Here is a 17617-nt window from a genome sequence, read left to right on the forward strand (position 1 = left end):
CAGTTCGGCCAGAGCCTTATCATGCGGTGTCGTCATTGAGAGGGGCCTTTCACAAGGAGGGCGATTTCTTCATCGCTAAGGCCGAGAGCCTTTGCTTTTTTGAGCGCGAGCTTTCTGGCGTCAATCATGCGTTGACGAGCCTCGTCTTCCGGAGATGGCGGCACGATGTTCAAGATCGAGGTGGGGAGGAAGTATTTGCCATCGACACAAAAGGCGTCGACCGGCTCGACGGGGCAGTCAGTTCCTTGGACGTAGCCCTTTTTCGCAAGCCGAATCGCAGTGGATTCCATCTTGCAAAAGTGCTTCACGAACTGGCGGCCTCGGCCTTCGGTCAAGTCGTCGTTAGTATAGACGGCCCAAAGCGTAAGTTTCTCTGCCATCACTCCCCTCCCTTATCGAGAGGGGCGGCGCGATCGAGGGCATAGTGCCGGAATAGGACATTGACGGTAGCCTTGACCTTCAGTGTTTCCGTTAAATTCCAGAACGAAAACATCATCGTCATGACCACGAGCATGAAAATGAGAAACTGGCGCGTCTCGCTCATCCTCTGCTCTCCTCTTGCTGGGAGAGGGCGGAACGGCCTTCAGGGGTGAGCCCATAGCCGGCGCCGTGCGGAATGCCGTCGTCGGTCCACGAGACGCGGACGAAGCGCGTCAGTCCCTTTGAAGCAAGACCGCGAACAGCGCGCCGCACCTTCGACAGATCGATTTCTGCTCGGGAAGCGATGGTCGCGAAGTTCAGAACGTCGAAATCTTCGTCTGTACCTTTCCATGCCAGAAAGGCTTTTGCTTCATAGCCAGTAAGCTTCATTCCCGCTCTCCCTTAGCTACATGCTGGAGGGCGGAACGATTGTGATCAGCCAAATCTTTTTCGAGCTGACGCCGTTTGCGCTCGTGGTCGATTTCGTCGGCACGCTCGTACCACCATTCCCCCGGAGAGCCTCCGCCTTCTCCAAACCCTCCTGCCATGACCTCGTCAATTGCTGCCGCTTCGTCGTCGAGCTGGCCATCTGTTAGCGCGCGGGCTGGGACTTTATTGCGCAAACGCCGGTTCTCCTCCCTCAGCGCGGCGATATCGGAGGCGAGCTGCTTTGCCTTGTCGTTCCAGAAACGCCACAGGCTTTCGTTCATCTCGTCGTTTGCTGTCCCTCCTACCGGAGAGGAGAGAGCGGAGCGGATTCGAGCCTCGTAATCGGCTTGGGCGGCGGATCGTGCAGCCTCTAGCGTGTGATACCTGGAATAGTCCATGCGACTGCCGCAAAGCAGAAACGGAGGGCGTCCTTTAAGTTCGCTATCCGAGACGCCCCGCTGATCGTTGATCTCATACCAGCCGAATGGAGTTTCGGCACGATACGGGTTCCACTCCAGCGCCTTCACCGCCACAGGCAGCGGCGCGGGAGCGGCGTCTTTCAATGCCTCAAAAATGCGAACGACGATATCGTTGGCAATGGGGGTACCGTCGAGGCGCTTTACCCACTTTTTGTTGTGCGGTTGTGCGGCCCAATCGTCATAGCCGCGTTGAACGTCCATAAGGCTGATCATAGTTTGCCCTCGTAGGCATCAAGGAAGAGATGAAGCCAGCGTTCCGGCATCCACTGCCCGTAAGCGTGGTTCGCCTTTACGGCGGCATCGGCGGCTTTCTGACGATCGATCGAGCTCGGCTTCCCGGGCAGGAGCGCAATGGCTGCTTCGAGGGCATCACGCACATATTCCCGCATCCGCTCATGTTCATCGGGGCGTGATTCCGCTCCATGGCGATATCCGGCTTTGGAAAGCTCTACGCCGTCCTGTTTGGCAACTTTGATCGCCATGGCTTCGCAGGCGGCTTCTACCATTTCAGGCGTTATCATGGTATTTTTCCTTGGAGAGGGCGCGGGCATTGTGGAGCGCTGCCGCGATGTCGCAGGTCATTTCCTCGGGGTGGTATTCACAGAAGGTCGCGAGGTGCTGCGTTACATGCGCAAGGGCGTCCCGAAGTGGCTGGATCGTGTCTTGGTTGACCGCGACAAGCACTTGCTCAAGAAAGCGAGCGTGCGCCTTGGTGACGATGCTGCCTGCGACCAGATCGTGGGCCATCTGCCGAAATCTTGGATCTGGCGCTGTAAGCGGTTGAAGTTTCGTTTTCACCGTCCACCCTCCCTTGCATGGATAGCGCGGAGGGCGCAGATGAGCAGGGCGCAACAGACTGTTGCTTTCCCACCCGTGTAGCCAAATTCGTTCACGCCGGGGCTCGTGTGGTCGGGATGCCCTTCAGAAATGAATGCCCAGCCTTTTGGAAACAATGATGTCTGGCCACAACGCCAGTACCACCCCGGCAGGAGCCGATTTACCAGAGCAACGGCGGCGTCGAGAGTAGCGCCGCACTCCACAAGCTTCAGGACACGATGAAAGACCGTCTCGTAATCGCGAATGCCGCATACCGACATGATTTCTTGTGCAAGGCCGGTTCCGAAGTCTTTAGAACGCTCTAGCTTGGAGAGGAGGGTGGAGAGGGTCATGGAGCAATCTCCATGTAGGCGCCAATTACTTCGGCCGCGACTTGCGGGACAATTGCGTTGCCGTATCCCTTGGCCGCATCTCGTTCCACTGCCACGGATATCCCATCGCAAGGCAGTAGACCGCTGTAATCACCGTCCAAGGCGCTCCACGCTCTAGCAATCGGGTCGCCATAGACGGGGAATGCCGCTGTCGTTGAGACATAAGGGCGTTTGAGGTGCTGATGTCCTTCCCATCTCGCGCTGTTGGCGTGGGCCACCCAATAAAGCCGCTTTCTTTCATGTGCCGCCTCGACGGCAAGAGCTGGAAGAACCGACGCCGCGCAGGCGTAGTCTTCATCTTCCAAATCCCTGAAAACTTGGTCGATCCATCCCCACTTAATCGCGTCTGCAACCTGTTCGCCAAAGATGACTGCAGGCGATCGCTTTCGGATGATGGCGGAGAAACTCGGCCAAAGGTGGCGTTTATCGTTTTGGCCCTTCGCTCCTCCATGCGCAACGGAGCCGACGCTGAATGGCTGGCAGGGGCAAGAGCCAGTCCAAACAGGTCTGTTATCGGGCCATCCTGCGAGACGGAGAGCAAATGACCATCCGCCGATTCCCGCGAAGAAATGGCACTGCGTATAGCCTTTGAGGTCATCAGGTTGGACATCCACGATTGAACGTTCATCGACATCGCCGGGAGCGATATGGCCGGCGGCGATCAGGTTCCGAAGCCATTGGGCGGCATACGGGTCTATCTCATTATAGTAGGCCGTCATTCTCCCTCTCCCTTCACAGAGGAGAGGAACGACCGGGCCGAAAAGCTCACGTCACGTCGATCGAACGCAGGACCGTGCGGGTGGGGCTTATAGATGTCCGGGTTCGCGTAGAACTCGATCACCTTCACGGCCTCGGCAAGCTTGTCCCGCAGTTCGTTGCGCTCTCTCTCCGCATCTTCCAGAGCGGAAAGGATGAGGAGCATGTTGGCTGGTTGGGTGAGGGCGGCATAGGCACCGTTGGCCTCCCACTCGTCTTGCGCGGTCACCGGATCTTCGGCATTTCCAAATTCAGCAATAAGCTTGCCGTCATCGCCTTCGCTATAAAGGCGCGGCTTCGTGCCGAATGAACCGTCGGTATCGACACTCCATTCTCCCTGCGTCACGCCCTCCATGGCCTTCTTGATCTGTTCGGAGAGGGATTTGGCGGTGGGGGTCATCGTGAGATTACCTCGCCGGTTCTGACGTCAACGACGTCGCCGTTCATCTTGCGCTTGAATTTGGATTGGAAGCCGCCGCGCTTTTTTGCGGTGCCGTCGTGCTTGGCCTTGACGCGCTTCACTTTCGAAATGATCTTCTGGTCAGCAGCTGTCTTGGCACCGACGCCGCGATGGCACGGAACGCAAAGAACCTGGCAATTCGAGAGCGTCGAATCCTGCGTCAGGAAATATGCGATTATGTGATCGTATTCGCCTTCACCGACCTTGAGACGCATGCCGCAGAGCTCGCACTTGCCGCCACAACGAAGAAAGGCTTCGGCTCGGACTTTCTCGGAGAACTCTTCCCGCTTCATCCGCGCCTCCATATCCAAGACAGAAGGCGAGCGAAGAACTTCCGGCGTCGAGCCGCGGCGATTTCTGCCTGCAACTGAGCTGTCTTCTCGGCTTTCATCTGTTGGTAGGCGAGGCTCGTCGATCGAGCGTGTGGATATTTCAGAAGATGCTTGCGGATAGCGTCGGTCATCAGAAGTCCTCGTCATACCAAGGCTCCGGCGGCTCGAAGTCGTAGTTGTCGCAAAGCCAACTATCGACAGCGTCAGAGAGCGTCTGAAATTCAGGGTTTGGGATTGTCGGATCGGAGAGCAAGATTTCGCTCTTGAGGGCAGACCACCAAGGCTTATAGACGCGGGTAGGAACACGATCGCCGTTGATGTCGATGCTCTCGACATACCATTCAGGTGCTTCGCCCGGATCGCCAGCATAACCCCAGCTCGGCATTGTTGGGCCGCAGCCGTAATAGGTGATGACGATTTCAGCTTCGATGAAGCGACCATCAGGAAGATCGAAATCGATGAAGCGGGTATCATGGCTCATGCGGACCTCCGATCGCGGTAGTCGCGCCACCTGATGTATTCCATGAAGGTCATGGAGCCGTCGTAGGCAAGGAAGTCGAGATAGCGCTGCTTGCTGCGCGATAGCTTCGGAGGGGCCGGGCTCTCGGCTACGGCGGCGCGTTTGCCCTCTTCGGTGACGATGAATGCATCGCTTCCGCCGAACAACTCGACGGCGGGATAGCGTTTCATATAGCCGAGACCGACGAGCTCCATGCAGAGCGGGTGGTCGACACTGCCTTCGCCAGTTACGAAGCGGTTTCGGTAAAAGGTGCCGCGTCCGTACTCGTCGAGGCCCAGCGAGTGTTGCAGGATGTGGAGAAGCTTCGGGTTCATGCCGCGCTCCTGTCACGAGCATCACCAGCTACCCTGGCGACTAATTCAACAATCTGATCCGGCCAAATCCACCATACCGGGAATGCCCCTTCCTCTTCTGCGCGCCGGAAGTCGCCACCGTTGGTGACACGACGCCCGAAGCTATCGAAGCACATGGCGGTGAAGTGGTGGCCGCGCCAGCCCTTGATCTCGCCGTGCTCGGTATTGTTGTATTGCGGGTGGCGAGTTAGCCATGAACTAGCCTTGTTCACCCATTCCTGATGGCTGGTGAACTGCTGGCCTTCGAATGGAGGGGCAATACGTGGATTGGTCATGCGGCCCTCCGATTTTTCAAATCTTCAGGATTGGTGAGGATGACGCCCTGCTCGGAGAAATGCCGGTGGACGGCGTCGAGGTAGGCCGTCTTCTGACGCGTCGTCATGATCCGGGTGACGCCAAAATCAAACGGCACCATCATGAGCTTCAGCTTGTGCTCGTACGGAAGCGGCATGATCACGGCGTCATATTCGGCCTTGAACACGTTGTTCTCGTTTCGAAGGATCGGAACGCCGAAATGAAGCTTGCAATATCCGCGCACCTCTTCCGGCGTCTGGTCGCCAAGCTGGGCCGAGATCTCCAAGACCCATTTACGCTGAAGGGCGTTTTGATCACTGGTCCGATGCTTCCCGTCGGTGATCGAGCAGGTGAATGGAAGCTTCTTGCCGGTGATGAACTTCACCAGCATATCTCGCGCCTGCTCGGTCTCGACTATGCGATTGTTGGTCGACATCGTCAGAAAGCCTCGGCGTTGTGAAGCTCGCGTCCGGCGGGATTACGGACTCCGGTACCGCTCTTACGGTCGCCGGGGAAATCGTCGCTGGCCTCTTCAAGCTCCTTCTTTCGCCGAGCGAAGCGGCGTCGAGCTTCGTCCCAATAGTCTTTCGACCATCCAGCCTTTTGTGCATCTTCGGCCCAAGCATTCAGAAGCTTTACGACATCACCTGGCGTTCGGCAGTCGACCAATTCGCGTTCGATTTCCTCAAGGCCTCGCTTTTGATCTGCGGCCGTGGCTTTTGGCGGTTTCGTGCTTTCGCCACCGGGTGTGGTGTCATCGTTCTCGCCGTTGGGATCGACAGGATGAAGATCACCCTTATGCCAAAGGTCCAGGGCAGCCCCGAAGCGCATTGCCGCGTTCCTGAGCGCATCGCCGATGACTTCCTTCACCGCATCGCCGCCGTTCTTGCCGTCAGCGTGACCGTACCCGAGGCGTGTATGTCCGCAGATCGTGAGTTTTATCCACATCCCACCCATGCGGTCGAAGGCTGGCTGGCCGTCTTGCGTGAACGAAACAGGCTCCCAATTCCAAAGCGGATCTACATCAAGGAGCCGGTCCGTAAGTGCTGCGTGGCCGACGTAATCCAGGTGGATAGTTTCTTTATGATGCCACTGTCCACAAAGCTGGCAGCGGATACCGAGGCGTCGATCACGCTCCCGCTCTTCCTTTTGCTGCTTGGTTTCCTTTGGCTTTTTACTGATCTGGTTATCGGGGAAAGGTGCGCGCAGCGCCTTCAATGCGTCGTCTGTGGACATCATGCGGCCTCCCGCATATCGGCGATTGCGACTTGAAGCTGCTTCGGCACGTCGAAAAAGCCTCCGTCCGAAAGCTTCGGGTTCATCAACCAGTTGAGATAGCTATCGGGAAGCTCGGAAATGTGCTTGCCGGAATGCTTGCCGAAGGTGACATATCCTTGAGCGGCTAGATCTTCGGTGCCTGGTCCGACGAGAAGCTTCAGCTTGCCTTCGAGCGCGTCTTCATAGGCGACACGCATTTCGTCATCCCAATAGAAGCTCTCGACGTTGAGCGAGAGGGAGCGGAGCAACTGTTCGCCGTCTTCTGTCTTGGCGAGGGCCTTCTGTAGGCTAAGGGCGGCGCGTCGAAAAAGAAGCAGCGAGGAATCATCCGGCAACACTTCGAATGTCGCAGATTTCTTATCGGTGACGTAGACTAGGTTGACCGGGACGCCGCGGGCCTTGGCATAGAAGGCGGCTTGCCAGCGATGTGACATCGACACGTTTTCGAGCTTCGATGGGCAACGCGTCGTCGTCTTGAGTTCGATGATCGACTTGTCTTCGAAGAGGAAATCGATCTTGCCGTAGATCGGCACGTCTACGTCATCCAGAAAAGCTTCGACGCCGAACTGCGTGCCCATAAGCGGTACCGTCTTATCCGATGCGGCCATAACGGCTTGCTCGACCATCGCGGGCACCATCGCGGCGGCAGCCTCAATTTCGTCAGACACTTCGCCTTCTGCGCGCTGCCAGAAGGTATCAACGGCGAGGGCCTTGGCGTTTGCCATGCTGTCTTCGCGCGTCCGGTTATGAAGCCAGAACTGCAGTCCGGCTTCGACGGCATCGCCTCGCCACATTTTTTCGTTGGCTTTGCCTTTGATGCCATATAGGCGCCGGAGGATCAGAGTGGCCGGAGCGGCGTCCCACTGAGCGATCATGGTGGGCGACAGGGATCGGATATTGAAGCGTTCGAAAGCGTTCATTGCATCATCCTCGCGTGGGTTTCGTACCAATCAGCCCGCTCGTCGGCGCGCTTGGCGTCGGCTAGCCATTTGTCTCTGAGGGCAGGTGGAATTTCATTGCTCTGGGCATCGCGGCGGTAGTCGGCCGCAAGCCGGCGAGCCATTTCCGCACCGCGAACGAAATTCTCAGCGGCGTGCGACATGGATGGAACTCTCCTGATTTCTGAGCTGCTGGACGCGATAGGATTCGTTGGCGCTGTAGAGCGCGGCCCAGCCGATCACGGTGAAGAAGGTGATGAGCATCAGCATGCCGGCGAACTGCTGGCGTGCCGTGAACCGGATAACCGGCGTATCCCGAAGGTCGAGCATCGGCTTCATCTGGTCGCATTCGCCGGGGCGGCAAGCGCATTCATTGTGGGAGCGGAGATCGCAGCGGGTCATGACTGCACCTCAACTTCCCAGTCGTCGGCGCAAGCCTTGATGCCCATGTCCTTGATCGGGCCATATCCTTCGGTGAAATCGTCTAGCAGACCGCGCGCTTCGAGCTGGGCGATGTGCTTGATGTGATCCTCGATGTCATAGAAGGGGTAGAAGCTATCGCGGAACTCGGCCATGAACGCTTCATCGAATTTGGAATCATCGATCTCGACTTCAACCTCGATCGAGACGATTGCCTTGTGCTTGCTCATTCCGCAGCCTCCATACGATAGGAGGGCGTAGGGGCGATCTCGGGGATGCGGGCGAAGCGCCAAGCGTCGAATGATTGGTCCTCGACCGCCGCAGCCCATTCAAGCGCGGCCTGCCGACCGACTTCGGTCTTGTCGTCTTCGATCTGCTTCACGATTTCGGTGAAGAGAAAGGCGCCGACCGGATCGGCATTGTTGATCCGGCTCGGGCGCGTCAGAACGGCCTTATTGCCCAACTGGATCGACGACACATAAAACTCGCTGTCATCCTCGCAGGAGCTTTCAAGTGTGGCCTCTCCGTAAAAGAGCGCGCCTTCGCCGTAGAGCGGGATCGTCGCTTGTTCGAATGTGAATTGGTGGCTGGTCATCGTACCGTCCTCGGTTGATCACTTTCGATATCCGCCGCAGTGAAGGGCGGATGCCGAAGGCGATCAGGCGTCGTAGACGTCCCCCATTTCCAGAGCGGTCTGGTGATCGATCACGCGGCCTTTGAAGGCGTTATTGGATTTCCAATAGGCGAGCATCTTTTCGGCTTTCGCCTTAGTGCGGAAACGGTCGGCGTAGTCACGAGCGCCGTTCATGCAGAGCGAGGACGGCTGGCCGAACCGGCCAGAGCGCTGGAAGTCCGCATTGTTGTCGATGATGTAAAACATTACCCGTTCCTCATCTTGCGCTCCGTTTCGCTGCTTCGCCGGGTGGCGGGCTCAGTCGGTGCGCTGTGTTGATGAGGAGACTATGCGATAATCGCACAAATAAAGCAAGAACAAAAGTGCTATAATCGCACAATTAATTTTTGGCCTGCCGTTAACGAATCAGACTCGACTCTTTTCTCTCGTTCTGGCTTCATAAGAACGAAAGGAGAACAAAAATGCATCTAGCGGTTTTGAGAACGGCAGCTTGCTTCACGCTTCAGATCAGGTGCGACAACTGCCTCCGGGAGAGTGAGAAGATTGTAGATGTGCCGATCGGTGACGACGTGCCACGCGACGCAGACGAGCTGGTCGGAAGCGCATTTCTGGAAAAGCTGTCATTCCGATGCCAGCCGTGCGGCGGTGTTATCGGGCTGATCGTCGGTATCGAAGGAGGATACGAATATGGGTATTGAGCGCGAGGTTTTGGAATTCATCATCGTGCCGCCGTTCGAGCAGCGCGCCGCTGTTGCAGCCGCCAAGGATCGGCTAGAGAACTACCTCAGCCAGCGGTTCCCTGGTTATGGCTTCCAGGTCGGGCCGTTCGCGCCGATCGGGGATGACGATGAGTTTTGTGTTTTGCCGCTCATGAACTTCATAGGCGACGATGGGCGATCCTATATGTGCATCCCGCCAAAGCGATGGTTGCTGCGGGAGATTGCGGAAGCTTGCGCTCAGTTTGATTTAGTTGGCAAACGAAGCTTTGCAGCTTGAAATTGTTAGGTGAGTATAAATGATCAGCAGCTATCTTGATCTCATGAGAGAGAGCCCTGTTCACCTGACCTACACGCTTGATACGGAGGAGCCTGTCGAATTGGGTGACTTCGTCTCGCAATTCGTCGCAATCGGCAATGAGTTTGAGCGCTTCGTTAAAGAGCAGCACAAAGACTTGGCAGCCGATGCAACCTTCTTTGTGAAGGAAGTGCGCAAAGGATCGACGATCGTTGACATGATTCCGGGCATGTCGATCGCTGCGCCATTCATTGCAAATGCAGACCAGATCATGATTGTCGAAGACTTCGTCCGCCGGTGGGGAAGTCGCATAATGGCGCTCGTTGACGATAAAACGCAAGGCTCTCCGCAAACGAAGTCCGAGCTGAAGGATTTTTCGAAAGCGATGCTGGCAGTAGCTCGCGATCCAAATGCGAGCTCGACGCTTGAAGCGGCAACATTCGAAGATGGTATCAGGCAGGTTAAGGTAGCTTTCAAGTTCAATACTCAACAAGCCAGGGCGGCTGAAAAGGTAATTGAACACCGGCAAAATGAATTAGAAAAACCTTCGCAAGACCCACACGAGCGCGTGCTAATGGTATTCACTCGCAGCGATGTCCATGCGGCGGCGATCGGCAAGCCATCTGGCGAAAAGGTGCTGATCGAAGAAATATCGGACAAACCGCTAAGCCTTACCTACGGGTCCGATCTCGCTGAACGACGATTGAAGCACGAGATCCGAGAAGCCGATGAGAACGTATACAAAAAAGGCTTTATCGTTGACGTTCATACCAAACTTAGTAGCGGGAAGCCGGTGGCCTACGCCGTTACACACGTCCATGACGTGATTGATATCGACCCAGACGCCTAGAATCCGGGCATTTCATTCATGACGCGCCGCACGAGCGCGATTACCTGGACCGTCATGCCTTCATCAGCTTCGTGATCTCGCTTCACGATAATTGGCTTGTGCTTCGGGTTGGTCGATCGCGGATGGAATTCGGCCCGATCTGTAAAGAGCTCAAGCTGCTTCACTGACCATTCCCTGAAATGACCGCCGTCGCGCTCCCGCTGGACGACTACGATCATTCCCGACCGCAGCTCGACGAGGTGTTCAACATCATCGTAGGCGATGCAGACCAACCGGCTTCCGGGAAAGATCGGAAGCGGCCGCAAATCGTTCATACTGTCGCCGGCTACATCGAAAACGAGCTGCCTAGCATTCGGGAACAGCTCGTCCCGAGGCAACATGATTTCCACCGGCTCGGATTGATCGAACTCGTCGACTTCCCGGAAAGCTCCCGCCTCGACGAGGCCGGCCACTCGACCAGCCACTAATCCAGAAGTGACTGGAATCAACTCCCCAGATGGAGCCTCTTCTCCGAAGTAGCGCGCCGCGCCGGCGACTTCATGTGACTTCAGCTGCCTTTTGCCATTGACGAGCTTGTTTATCGCCGATGGATGGAGGCCGAGTGCTTTGGCTAGGCCGGTCTGCGACATTCCGGGTTTCTCGAGATTTTCGATTACCCATTTTTTGTAAGGATCTTCAAGCATATGGCATTTTCGCACACCGAAAATGCGCGGTCTCGTGCGATTGAAGCACAATTCCTCTTGCGCTTTTTGTGCGATTATCGCATAGTCGCGTCATGGAAACGAACGCACCTGAAAAGCTTGAGCCGGCCGCATCGATCATTGATCGCTTTGGCGGACCCGAAGCCGTCCAAGAGATCACTGGCGCCGATCGGACGCGGGTGTATCGCTGGACCCAGTCCAAAGAGAAGGGCGGTACAGACGGTTTTATCCCCTTGAAACCAGCCCAAAAGCTGTGGGCGTACGCGAAGGCAAACGGGATCGAGATCCCAGGCGATATGTTCCTTTCGGCCAAGTCTGGCGCAGAGGTGGCAGCATGACCGCCGACGGCCAGATCATTCCCGGTGATATTCACGATACTGCCATGCATGCCGTTGACGGCGCGCGAGAAGATTTTCTGCTCGCGAAGGCCTCTGACAATCAGGCGAACCTCCGAAAGGTAGCTATTGCTTGCGTCGAAAAGGCGATCCTCGCCGAGCGCGAGAGATGCGCCGCGGCTGTCGAGGCGATGTTCGATGATGATGGCTTCCCGCTTCCGAATGCCCGTCGAATAGCGTCTTCTATTCGGAAAGGCGGTGTGTGAATGATCACCCGCACCTCTCTCGCCAACGAGATCGACGAATACGATCAGCAGATTGCCGACATGAATAGCGGCAAAAAGGATTGCTTTGATGCATATCGCGCGCAGCTCATCGCCGGCGGTATGGACAAGGCAAACATCAAGACCGAGATCGAGGCCGTTAAGGCTGCGATCAAGCGCCGCCGTGCCGCCAAGAAAGACCCGATGGCCGTCGAAGAGAAAGACGCGCTTATCGATGAGATTTTCGAGGAGATCACGACGTCGCCTCGCGCGCCGCGCGCCACGCGAGAAAAGATTGAGAAATTTGACCCGGAAACGGGCGAAATCCTCGAAGACATCAACCCCCATCTCGCAAAGCAGATCGTTGACGGAATGCAGACCGAAGCCGGTCGCGCCGCGCTGATGACTGCAGTCGATATCCTGATCGAGCGGGACGAGGCGGAAGAGCAGAATGCACCGAGGCCCTCGATCAACGATGAGCCATCCCCAGAGGCAGGTCCGCAAGCCGAAGCCTCTCCAGCCGGGACAGGATCCGGCACGCTTGCGGATCGTGATGGCCGCCACGAAGGGGAGGCGGTTTCTGCCGGCCTCCCCACCAATTCCGAAATTGCTCCGGCCTCTCAAGGCGAAGCCGAAGCCCCCAGCGCCGAGCGCGTAAGTCCGACACACGACACGAGCAGCGCCGTCGCCAACACAGGAGGCGATCATGTAACCGCATCCAGCAATCACGCCGCTAGTCAGGCCGGAGCCATCGTCAACCCCGCTCCGGCCATCAAGCACCGGTTCCGACCGAATTGCCAGCATCGAGATCACTGCAAATCTGGAACGGTCGATCATTGCCATTCCTGCAAAGTCGCGATGCGAGAAGGGGATGCGGCGTGATCACGATCATCACTCAAGACGGCACCTTCATCATCGCTGATCCGAAAACAGGGAAATCGGCTTCCGGCCGCACGCGCGGAGAAGCCTTGGCAAATTTCGAGAGGGCAGCATGAGCTTTTGGGAAAAATCGACCGACGAGCAGAAGCTGGCTCAGATCGACGGCGGCATTGAATTGGGGATGACGGTTCGTCAGATCGCCACGAATTGCGGCACGACGCGATCTGCGCTCTCCTACTTTGGCCGGAAAAATGGTCGCGTCTTCCCAGCCAAAACCTCGGCGATTGCATTGGCGATTGCAGGCGGAGCCGCCAGGGGCGGGAAAGTCGCCGCTATCATAGCCGCTCGGTCCGCGCGCGTTCCAAATGTCTACATGAAAGACGCCTTCTTCATTTTCGACGGAACTGGCGATCAGGCCGGAGCCATCTTCGACTTCGGAGGCGAACGCTGATGGATTCGATGCTTCTCGGCTTTGAATATTTTGTCGCATTGGTCGGCACATGCCTTGTGGCTGTTGTCGCTGCGAAGATTGGCGATCTTGCATTTCGTCGCATCTCTCGAAGGCGCTCCGACGCTGCGTCACACGCGGGAGCTGCCGAATGCGACGATCGACACTTCCGAAAACACTGAACTTCGAATGGGCGCGGGTCACCTCTACCGCGCTCAAGACTCGTCGCGGGTGCTCCCCTCTCTCCCGGCTTCCGCGACGAGGACCTTTATCCGGAGCCGCTTATTCGCCAGTCGCATGACGACGGCTTGAGTAGCGGAACCGAGGCTTTCGAAAGGTGAGGGGACCGATGCGGCTTCGGTCCCCTCGTTGGCAAGACCGGCGGCGGATCGGTCTCGCGGAAACGGAATTACGGTTGGCCCGAGCGGCGGACCAGACGACGGGATTGAAGTCCCTGCAAGGATATCGGTTCCGTCGTCATCAATGTCGGTCCTGTGCATCTGAAGTCTCCATGAACAAGAGCCAAGATGACACAAGGAGACGACAAGGTGTCGGGTTTCGAAAACAAGAATTTGGGTTCTCGCCCCAAGGATGAAGCTGACAGGAAGAAGGTAATGAGTCCAACTTTGACGGCTAGGGACTTGATGAGAGATGCGTGGCCCCTTCGGCGCTACGTCAAGCTCGATAACGTTTTCTACGAGGCGGTGCGTTTCATTTCGCCGCGCGTCACCAAGAAATTCACTACCCGCCGCGCCCGCTCGATTTGGGAGGGCACCGCGCGCCGGATTGACAGCGATGAAATGGACGCCTTGCGGGCGGCTCTGATCGAGGAGAGCAAAATTGAAGCACGAGAATTACGCGCCCATCTGGCTTCGCTGGATCAAAAGATTGCCTCCTTTGAGGCGGCTGCGCATCGCCAAGCGATGGCGCGCCAAGGCCAAGAAATGGGCCGATAGAGCTGACTGGATACTGAGGGACTGACATGCAGCAGCTTTCCATGCTCGATCTGATGATGCCGCCACCGCCTCCGGTCGTCGATGCTCCCATCTGGCTGCAGACGAACCTCGACAAGAGCGGCTGGAGCTGGGGCAAGATTGGCATAATGGCCAATGGCGACAGTACATGGTCCATCAATACCGGTGACAGCGTCGGCGGCTATTGTGGGCATGGCGGTCCTTTCTGGGGCAATCACGCCTCGTTCAAGGATGCGCTGACAGCCGCCGTGAAAATTATGCACGGTCGCTGGGCCGATATCTCCGTCCGTATGAACGATAGCTGCTGCCAAGAAAGCCACAGGCGCGTTGCGCGCAAGGGGTTGGATTGGCTTGCCAGTATCGAGGCTGAATATGGAGTGTCGCACTGATGACAGAAGCCGACCTCCTCCGTGAAGAAATAGCCGAGCTTGATGCCCAGATCTTCCGTCTCAAGGGAAGCATGAACAAGGGCGACAATGGCGTGAAGCTTTCGAAGCTCGCGATCATCACCCGGCTTCGCGACCGATGCCAACGTTCTTTGAAGGCGCTCGACCGCCGGAATCAAGAAGGAGCGGCGGCATGATCTCACTCTTCAAAAATATAGATGCCGCCCTCGCGCAGCGCTGCGATAAACGCGGTCTTGGCTTTGTCAGCGGATCGGGTTCCTTCAAGCGCTTCAAGAAGAGCTCCCTGCGCTCGGTTGAATGCCTTACCTCGCGCGCTGGACGGCCATTCCTGCAGCATGAACTCTGCAGCTCGCTCGACGCTGGTAATCGCCAGCCGCTGACCGACCTTCTGTGTCTCGACCGTTACAGGCTTTCCCCACCAGTTTTGTGGCATTGTCTCGTTCCTCCGGCGGAAGAACTTGCCGGCGTGGCAATAGTTCCGGGGAGGGCGGCATGAACGCAATCCCATCCGCTCGCGGTCTTTTTCGCGCCACCGGCAAGAAATCTAAGCCGGTTATCATCCGTGACCTTGAGGGCAACCTCGTCAAAGCAGATGAGCTGCAGCGCGAAGAAAACGAATTCTATCCAACGCCGGTCGACCCGATCCGGTCATTTATCCATGCCGAAATGGAAGCTTTGCGCGCCTTCCCGACTATCTGGGGACCGGCTTGCGGTACCGGCGTTATCGGTCGCGAGCTTCGCGTCCATGGCTTCGATACGATCGACAGCGATATCGTCGACCGCGGCTGCGGAGCGGAGATCAGAAGCTTCTACGATTTCAAATCGGCGCCGGCAAAGGCGATCGTCGAAAACCCGCCATTCATCGATTGCGGGTGGGGAACGCCTGCGCATCACAAGCTCGGCAAGGGCCGCGCCCGATGGCTTTACCACGCGATTGAGACGCTTGATGTCGACTATATGGCTCTCCTGCTGAACTGGGGCTTTCCTGGCGCCGGTGGGCTTGGACCGTTCTGGGAAAAGCACCCTCCCGCCCGCGTCTATCTGATGCGTTGGAAGATCGACTTCACGGGGCAGGGCGCACCGCCGATGCTCAATGGTTGGTTCGTCTGGGATAAGCGCCACGTCGGCGAAACTGTTCTTCGCATGCTTGATCGTCGTGATGCTCGGCAAGGGGAGATGGACCTATGACCTTTTCGGAAGCCTATGCCTCTATCGGTCCTGACGTCGAGGCAATCGCCGAGCTCCTTGGTATTCCCGCAGCAGAAGCCGACAAGCAAATCAATGCCGAGATGAATCGCGCCCATGCGGAAAAGGCAAGGAAGGATGCCCGCAGGGAATATCAGCGCGCATGGGCGGAGAAAAGACGTGCTTCCATGCGGGATAGCCGATTGGCGGTGTCAGCATGACCGTCACGATGACACGGCAAGAATATCAGGCCGCAATCGCGAAGCCGAAGCGCGGCAACAAGTTCAAGGCGGAGCGCACACTCGTCGATGGCATTTGCTTCGATAGCAAAGCCGAAGCGTCCTACTACGCCCATCTCAAGCTTCGCGAGCGCGCCGGAGAGGTGACGGACGTTGAAATGCAGCGTCCTTATGCTTTGACCGTCAACGGCGTCTTGGTAGGCACCTATAAGGCGGATTTTGTCTTTTGGGATAACCTTGCCCGTCGGCGTCGGGTCATCGATGTGAAAGGCGTTTCTACGCCCGTATTCCGCCTCAAGCAGAAGCTCATGCGCGCTTGCCATGGCATCACGATCGAGGTGGTGAAATGAGCGAGATCCGCGAGCTGATTGAGAAACTCGTTGCCGCCGGCGTCGATCCTGTCGAAGCTGCAGAGGTTGTTTCGCGCGCCGCCATCCATGGTGCTGCCAGTGCTCCGAAGGCTCGTAGCGCGGGGGCAATTCGTCAAGAGCGTTACAGACGTAACAAAGCGTCACATGTGACGGAAAGTAACGATGGTGACGCCCTTTCTTCCCCCTCAGGTTCTTCCCCCAAACCCCTATCTCCTAACCCCCATCAATCCATACCCCCTTCGCCCCCTAAAGGGGGCTCTTCCCCCGCCGGCTTCGACGACTTTTGGTCGATTTACCCGAACAAGGTCGGCAAGCGCGATGCTGAGAAATCGTTCGCCAGGGCACTTTCGCGAGCCACGCTGCCGGAAATCATCAACGGCCTTCGCCGCTATGTCGCCAAGACCGACGACAGGCCGTGGTGCAATCCGGCCACTTGGCTGAACCAGGACCGCTGGACTGATGCTCCCGCCGCTCCTGTGCCTCGACAGCAGGCGCCCCCCCGAGAACGAACGATCTTCGACGCCATAGACGATTTCACCGGAAGACACGACCATGAACTTTCAGCAGGAACAACGATCGACCTTGATGGCGGAGATTATTCGCCCAATGTTCACCTCCTTGCCCCTTCCACGCGGCGTTGATGCAGATGAGCTTCTACGGGGATATCTGGTCGCCTTGGAAGGCTTGCTGCCGAGTGCGCTCAAAAGCGTCGTGCTGCATCTTGTTCGCGGGACATGGCACGAGGAGGTGAAATTTTGCCCCCGTCCTCCTGAGCTGGCGAACATGGTCCGCTTCGAGCAGCGGCGCGTCGATGCCATCAATCGCCCGCGGCTACCAGCTCCGGCGCATATCCAGCAGCCTTTCAAGGATATCAGGATCACGCATCGCCATCGTGCCGATGAACTGCAAGCCGCTGGCTACTACTTCCATTCGAATTGCGAAAGCTTGGACAAGTTCAAGAGCGGTGCCAAAAGCGGCCAATATCCGGCAGGTTCAATTCACCTTTGGGCAATCGATGAGGTTTGGACGCCTCGACAGGTTTCGCAGCAGCCAGACACCGAGAGGACGGCAGCATGAAGCCGTCCGATATTCGCAGGGTCGGTCTAAAGGACGAGGTGATCCGACTTCACTTCGAGAACCCGGAAGCCACAACAGACGATATTGCAGCGGCACTTGGCGCTGGCCCAGAATATGTGCGCTGCACTTTCCGGCGCAATGGGCTTACCGCTGTCAAGAAGAAAGACAGGCAGACGGCGGCGATCGAGGCAAAGCAAGTGCTTTATAGCGCCTCCACAGCAGCGCGGCTGCGGCCATTTGCAGAGCGACGGGGAATAACCGTCGAGCGGCTCATCTACATGCTTCTTCAGGTTGTCGCGACCGATCGCATGGTCGATGCGATCCTTGATGACATCGAGGCGGCATAACTGAAA

At 57.2% G+C, this 17617-nt stretch carries 39 protein-coding genes; 16 read left to right on the forward strand and 23 right to left on the reverse strand.

What is annotated here, in order from left to right; genetic code table 11:
• Nucleotides 1-32: 32 nt before the first annotated feature.
• The 21 genes from FBZ97_RS04875 to FBZ97_RS04970 form a co-directional block, all read right to left on the reverse strand.
• Nucleotides 33-380, reverse strand: a complete 348-nt coding sequence (locus FBZ97_RS04875) for a hypothetical protein (RefSeq protein ID WP_145316869.1) — start codon at nucleotides 378-380, stop codon at nucleotides 33-35.
• Nucleotides 380-544 carry a hypothetical protein gene (locus tag FBZ97_RS34285; RefSeq protein WP_156090741.1) on the reverse strand — a complete coding sequence of 55 codons (165 nt, stop codon included), beginning with the start codon at nucleotides 542-544 and terminating at the stop codon, nucleotides 380-382. Before FBZ97_RS34285 ends, FBZ97_RS04875 begins: the two co-directional genes overlap by 1 nt.
• Nucleotides 541-810, reverse strand: a complete 270-nt coding sequence (locus FBZ97_RS04880) for a TrmB family transcriptional regulator (protein ID WP_145316871.1) — start codon at nucleotides 808-810, stop codon at nucleotides 541-543. The genes FBZ97_RS34285 and FBZ97_RS04880 overlap by 4 nt, the downstream gene beginning before the upstream one ends.
• The gene (locus FBZ97_RS04885) at nucleotides 807-1541 is read right to left on the reverse strand and encodes a hypothetical protein (RefSeq protein WP_145316873.1); all 735 of its coding nucleotides are present in this window, start codon (nucleotides 1539-1541) and stop codon (nucleotides 807-809) included. The genes FBZ97_RS04880 and FBZ97_RS04885 overlap by 4 nt, the downstream gene beginning before the upstream one ends.
• Nucleotides 1538-1849 (reverse strand): hypothetical protein, encoded by a 312-nt coding sequence (locus tag FBZ97_RS04890; protein WP_145316875.1) that lies wholly within the window; start codon nucleotides 1847-1849, stop codon nucleotides 1538-1540. Before FBZ97_RS04890 ends, FBZ97_RS04885 begins: the two co-directional genes overlap by 4 nt.
• Nucleotides 1836-2075 carry a hypothetical protein gene (locus FBZ97_RS04895; protein WP_145316877.1) on the reverse strand — a complete coding sequence of 80 codons (240 nt, stop codon included), beginning with the start codon at nucleotides 2073-2075 and terminating at the stop codon, nucleotides 1836-1838. The genes FBZ97_RS04890 and FBZ97_RS04895 overlap by 14 nt, the downstream gene beginning before the upstream one ends.
• Before the next feature lie 47 nt (nucleotides 2076-2122).
• Nucleotides 2123-2497, reverse strand: a complete 375-nt coding sequence (locus tag FBZ97_RS04900; protein ID WP_145316879.1) for a hypothetical protein — start codon at nucleotides 2495-2497, stop codon at nucleotides 2123-2125.
• Nucleotides 2494-3255, reverse strand: a complete 762-nt coding sequence (locus tag FBZ97_RS04905; protein WP_145316881.1) for a DNA cytosine methyltransferase — start codon at nucleotides 3253-3255, stop codon at nucleotides 2494-2496. Before FBZ97_RS04905 ends, FBZ97_RS04900 begins: the two co-directional genes overlap by 4 nt.
• Nucleotides 3252-3692, reverse strand: coding sequence for a hypothetical protein (locus tag FBZ97_RS04910; RefSeq protein WP_145316883.1), 441 nt, complete (start codon nucleotides 3690-3692; stop codon nucleotides 3252-3254). The genes FBZ97_RS04905 and FBZ97_RS04910 overlap by 4 nt, the downstream gene beginning before the upstream one ends.
• Nucleotides 3689-4045 (reverse strand): HNH endonuclease signature motif containing protein, encoded by a 357-nt coding sequence (locus FBZ97_RS04915; protein WP_145316885.1) that lies wholly within the window; start codon nucleotides 4043-4045, stop codon nucleotides 3689-3691. Before FBZ97_RS04915 ends, FBZ97_RS04910 begins: the two co-directional genes overlap by 4 nt.
• 169 nt (nucleotides 4046-4214) lie before the next feature.
• Complete coding sequence (locus tag FBZ97_RS04920; protein WP_145316887.1) at nucleotides 4215-4565, reverse strand: hypothetical protein; 351 nt, start codon at nucleotides 4563-4565, stop codon at nucleotides 4215-4217.
• Nucleotides 4562-4918 carry a hypothetical protein gene (locus FBZ97_RS04925; RefSeq protein ID WP_145316889.1) on the reverse strand — a complete coding sequence of 119 codons (357 nt, stop codon included), beginning with the start codon at nucleotides 4916-4918 and terminating at the stop codon, nucleotides 4562-4564. Before FBZ97_RS04925 ends, FBZ97_RS04920 begins: the two co-directional genes overlap by 4 nt.
• A complete protein-coding gene (locus FBZ97_RS04930) occupies nucleotides 4915-5232 on the reverse strand; it encodes a hypothetical protein (RefSeq protein WP_145316891.1) in 318 nt (105 codons plus the stop codon). Before FBZ97_RS04930 ends, FBZ97_RS04925 begins: the two co-directional genes overlap by 4 nt.
• Nucleotides 5229-5687 carry a hypothetical protein gene (locus tag FBZ97_RS04935; protein WP_145316893.1) on the reverse strand — a complete coding sequence of 153 codons (459 nt, stop codon included), beginning with the start codon at nucleotides 5685-5687 and terminating at the stop codon, nucleotides 5229-5231. Before FBZ97_RS04935 ends, FBZ97_RS04930 begins: the two co-directional genes overlap by 4 nt.
• A gap of 2 nt (nucleotides 5688-5689) precedes the next feature.
• On the reverse strand, nucleotides 5690-6490 hold the full coding sequence (locus tag FBZ97_RS34290) for a hypothetical protein (protein WP_186449447.1): 801 nt from the start codon (nucleotides 6488-6490) through the stop codon (nucleotides 5690-5692).
• Nucleotides 6487-7449 carry a PD-(D/E)XK nuclease family protein gene (locus FBZ97_RS04945; protein WP_145316895.1) on the reverse strand — a complete coding sequence of 321 codons (963 nt, stop codon included), beginning with the start codon at nucleotides 7447-7449 and terminating at the stop codon, nucleotides 6487-6489. Before FBZ97_RS04945 ends, FBZ97_RS34290 begins: the two co-directional genes overlap by 4 nt.
• Nucleotides 7446-7631: a hypothetical protein gene (locus tag FBZ97_RS04950; RefSeq protein WP_145316897.1), complete on the reverse strand. Its 186-nt coding sequence runs from the start codon at nucleotides 7629-7631 to the stop codon at nucleotides 7446-7448. The genes FBZ97_RS04945 and FBZ97_RS04950 overlap by 4 nt, the downstream gene beginning before the upstream one ends.
• Nucleotides 7615-7869: a hypothetical protein gene (locus tag FBZ97_RS04955; RefSeq protein ID WP_145316899.1), complete on the reverse strand. Its 255-nt coding sequence runs from the start codon at nucleotides 7867-7869 to the stop codon at nucleotides 7615-7617. Before FBZ97_RS04955 ends, FBZ97_RS04950 begins: the two co-directional genes overlap by 17 nt.
• Entirely contained in the window at nucleotides 7866-8117 is a 252-nt protein-coding gene (locus FBZ97_RS04960; RefSeq protein ID WP_145316901.1) for a hypothetical protein, read from the reverse strand. The genes FBZ97_RS04955 and FBZ97_RS04960 overlap by 4 nt, the downstream gene beginning before the upstream one ends.
• Nucleotides 8114-8482, reverse strand: a complete 369-nt coding sequence (locus tag FBZ97_RS04965; RefSeq protein WP_145316903.1) for a hypothetical protein — start codon at nucleotides 8480-8482, stop codon at nucleotides 8114-8116. The genes FBZ97_RS04960 and FBZ97_RS04965 overlap by 4 nt, the downstream gene beginning before the upstream one ends.
• Before the next feature lie 63 nt (nucleotides 8483-8545).
• Nucleotides 8546-8767 carry a hypothetical protein gene (locus FBZ97_RS04970; RefSeq protein ID WP_145316905.1) on the reverse strand — a complete coding sequence of 74 codons (222 nt, stop codon included), beginning with the start codon at nucleotides 8765-8767 and terminating at the stop codon, nucleotides 8546-8548.
• A 215-nt stretch (nucleotides 8768-8982) separates the two neighbouring features.
• On the opposite strand from FBZ97_RS04970, the gene FBZ97_RS04975 reads away from it, so the two are divergent.
• The 3 genes from FBZ97_RS04975 to FBZ97_RS04985 are packed head-to-tail and all read left to right on the forward strand — an operon-like array spanning nucleotide 8983 to nucleotide 10385.
• Complete coding sequence (locus tag FBZ97_RS04975) at nucleotides 8983-9219, forward strand: hypothetical protein (RefSeq protein WP_145316907.1); 237 nt, start codon at nucleotides 8983-8985, stop codon at nucleotides 9217-9219.
• Nucleotides 9209-9517, forward strand: a complete 309-nt coding sequence (locus tag FBZ97_RS04980) for a hypothetical protein (protein WP_186449448.1) — start codon at nucleotides 9209-9211, stop codon at nucleotides 9515-9517. The genes FBZ97_RS04975 and FBZ97_RS04980 overlap by 11 nt, the downstream gene beginning before the upstream one ends.
• A gap of 19 nt (nucleotides 9518-9536) precedes the next feature.
• Complete coding sequence (locus FBZ97_RS04985; RefSeq protein WP_145316909.1) at nucleotides 9537-10385, forward strand: hypothetical protein; 849 nt, start codon at nucleotides 9537-9539, stop codon at nucleotides 10383-10385.
• Here the strand turns inward: FBZ97_RS04985 and FBZ97_RS04990 are convergent.
• Nucleotides 10382-11068, reverse strand: coding sequence for a helix-turn-helix domain-containing protein (locus FBZ97_RS04990; protein ID WP_145316911.1), 687 nt, complete (start codon nucleotides 11066-11068; stop codon nucleotides 10382-10384). The two genes, FBZ97_RS04985 and FBZ97_RS04990, sit on opposite strands and share 4 nt — an antisense overlap.
• A gap of 92 nt (nucleotides 11069-11160) precedes the next feature.
• Between FBZ97_RS04990 and FBZ97_RS04995 the strand changes: the two genes are divergently transcribed.
• From FBZ97_RS04995 to FBZ97_RS05025, 7 genes are all read left to right on the forward strand, one after another.
• The gene (locus FBZ97_RS04995) at nucleotides 11161-11424 is read left to right on the forward strand and encodes a hypothetical protein (protein ID WP_186449449.1); all 264 of its coding nucleotides are present in this window, start codon (nucleotides 11161-11163) and stop codon (nucleotides 11422-11424) included.
• Nucleotides 11421-11687 carry a hypothetical protein gene (locus FBZ97_RS05000; RefSeq protein WP_145316913.1) on the forward strand — a complete coding sequence of 89 codons (267 nt, stop codon included), beginning with the start codon at nucleotides 11421-11423 and terminating at the stop codon, nucleotides 11685-11687. Before FBZ97_RS04995 ends, FBZ97_RS05000 begins: the two co-directional genes overlap by 4 nt.
• Nucleotides 11688-12566, forward strand: a complete 879-nt coding sequence (locus tag FBZ97_RS05005) for a DUF2312 domain-containing protein (protein WP_145316915.1) — start codon at nucleotides 11688-11690, stop codon at nucleotides 12564-12566.
• A gap of 109 nt (nucleotides 12567-12675) precedes the next feature.
• Nucleotides 12676-13014 carry a hypothetical protein gene (locus FBZ97_RS05010; RefSeq protein WP_145316917.1) on the forward strand — a complete coding sequence of 113 codons (339 nt, stop codon included), beginning with the start codon at nucleotides 12676-12678 and terminating at the stop codon, nucleotides 13012-13014.
• Between the two features lie 524 nt (nucleotides 13015-13538).
• Complete coding sequence (locus FBZ97_RS05015) at nucleotides 13539-13967, forward strand: hypothetical protein (RefSeq protein WP_246661693.1); 429 nt, start codon at nucleotides 13539-13541, stop codon at nucleotides 13965-13967.
• 26 nt (nucleotides 13968-13993) lie between these two features.
• Entirely contained in the window at nucleotides 13994-14374 is a 381-nt protein-coding gene (locus FBZ97_RS05020; RefSeq protein ID WP_145316919.1) for a hypothetical protein, read from the forward strand.
• Complete coding sequence (locus FBZ97_RS05025; RefSeq protein WP_145316921.1) at nucleotides 14374-14568, forward strand: hypothetical protein; 195 nt, start codon at nucleotides 14374-14376, stop codon at nucleotides 14566-14568. Before FBZ97_RS05020 ends, FBZ97_RS05025 begins: the two co-directional genes overlap by 1 nt.
• A 2-nt stretch (nucleotides 14569-14570) precedes the next feature.
• Here FBZ97_RS05025 and FBZ97_RS05030 read toward each other — a convergent pair whose 3' ends face one another.
• Nucleotides 14571-14825: a DUF982 domain-containing protein gene (locus FBZ97_RS05030; RefSeq protein WP_186449450.1), complete on the reverse strand. Its 255-nt coding sequence runs from the start codon at nucleotides 14823-14825 to the stop codon at nucleotides 14571-14573.
• Nucleotides 14826-14884: 59 nt separating this feature from the next.
• Between FBZ97_RS05030 and FBZ97_RS05035 the strand changes: the two genes are divergently transcribed.
• Genes FBZ97_RS05035 through FBZ97_RS05060 form a run of 6 tightly spaced genes read left to right on the forward strand, consistent with a single transcriptional unit; the run spans nucleotide 14885 to nucleotide 17611 of the window.
• On the forward strand, nucleotides 14885-15580 hold the full coding sequence (locus FBZ97_RS05035; RefSeq protein ID WP_145316926.1) for a hypothetical protein: 696 nt from the start codon (nucleotides 14885-14887) through the stop codon (nucleotides 15578-15580).
• On the forward strand, nucleotides 15577-15798 hold the full coding sequence (locus tag FBZ97_RS05040) for a hypothetical protein (RefSeq protein ID WP_145316927.1): 222 nt from the start codon (nucleotides 15577-15579) through the stop codon (nucleotides 15796-15798). Before FBZ97_RS05035 ends, FBZ97_RS05040 begins: the two co-directional genes overlap by 4 nt.
• Nucleotides 15795-16166: a DUF1064 domain-containing protein gene (locus FBZ97_RS05045; protein ID WP_145316929.1), complete on the forward strand. Its 372-nt coding sequence runs from the start codon at nucleotides 15795-15797 to the stop codon at nucleotides 16164-16166. The genes FBZ97_RS05040 and FBZ97_RS05045 overlap by 4 nt, the downstream gene beginning before the upstream one ends.
• Nucleotides 16163-16828 (forward strand): DNA replication protein, encoded by a 666-nt coding sequence (locus FBZ97_RS05050; RefSeq protein WP_145316931.1) that lies wholly within the window; start codon nucleotides 16163-16165, stop codon nucleotides 16826-16828. Before FBZ97_RS05045 ends, FBZ97_RS05050 begins: the two co-directional genes overlap by 4 nt.
• Nucleotides 16794-17264, forward strand: a complete 471-nt coding sequence (locus FBZ97_RS05055) for a hypothetical protein (RefSeq protein ID WP_145316933.1) — start codon at nucleotides 16794-16796, stop codon at nucleotides 17262-17264. The genes FBZ97_RS05050 and FBZ97_RS05055 overlap by 35 nt, the downstream gene beginning before the upstream one ends.
• On the forward strand, nucleotides 17261-17611 hold the full coding sequence (locus FBZ97_RS05060) for a hypothetical protein (RefSeq protein WP_145316935.1): 351 nt from the start codon (nucleotides 17261-17263) through the stop codon (nucleotides 17609-17611). Before FBZ97_RS05055 ends, FBZ97_RS05060 begins: the two co-directional genes overlap by 4 nt.
• The last annotated feature ends 6 nt before the right edge of the window (nucleotides 17612-17617 follow it).

It is taken from the genome of Rhizobium sp. ERR 942 (genome assembly GCF_007828395.1).
Lineage (GTDB): Bacteria > Pseudomonadota > Alphaproteobacteria > Rhizobiales > Rhizobiaceae > Rhizobium > Rhizobium dioscoreae.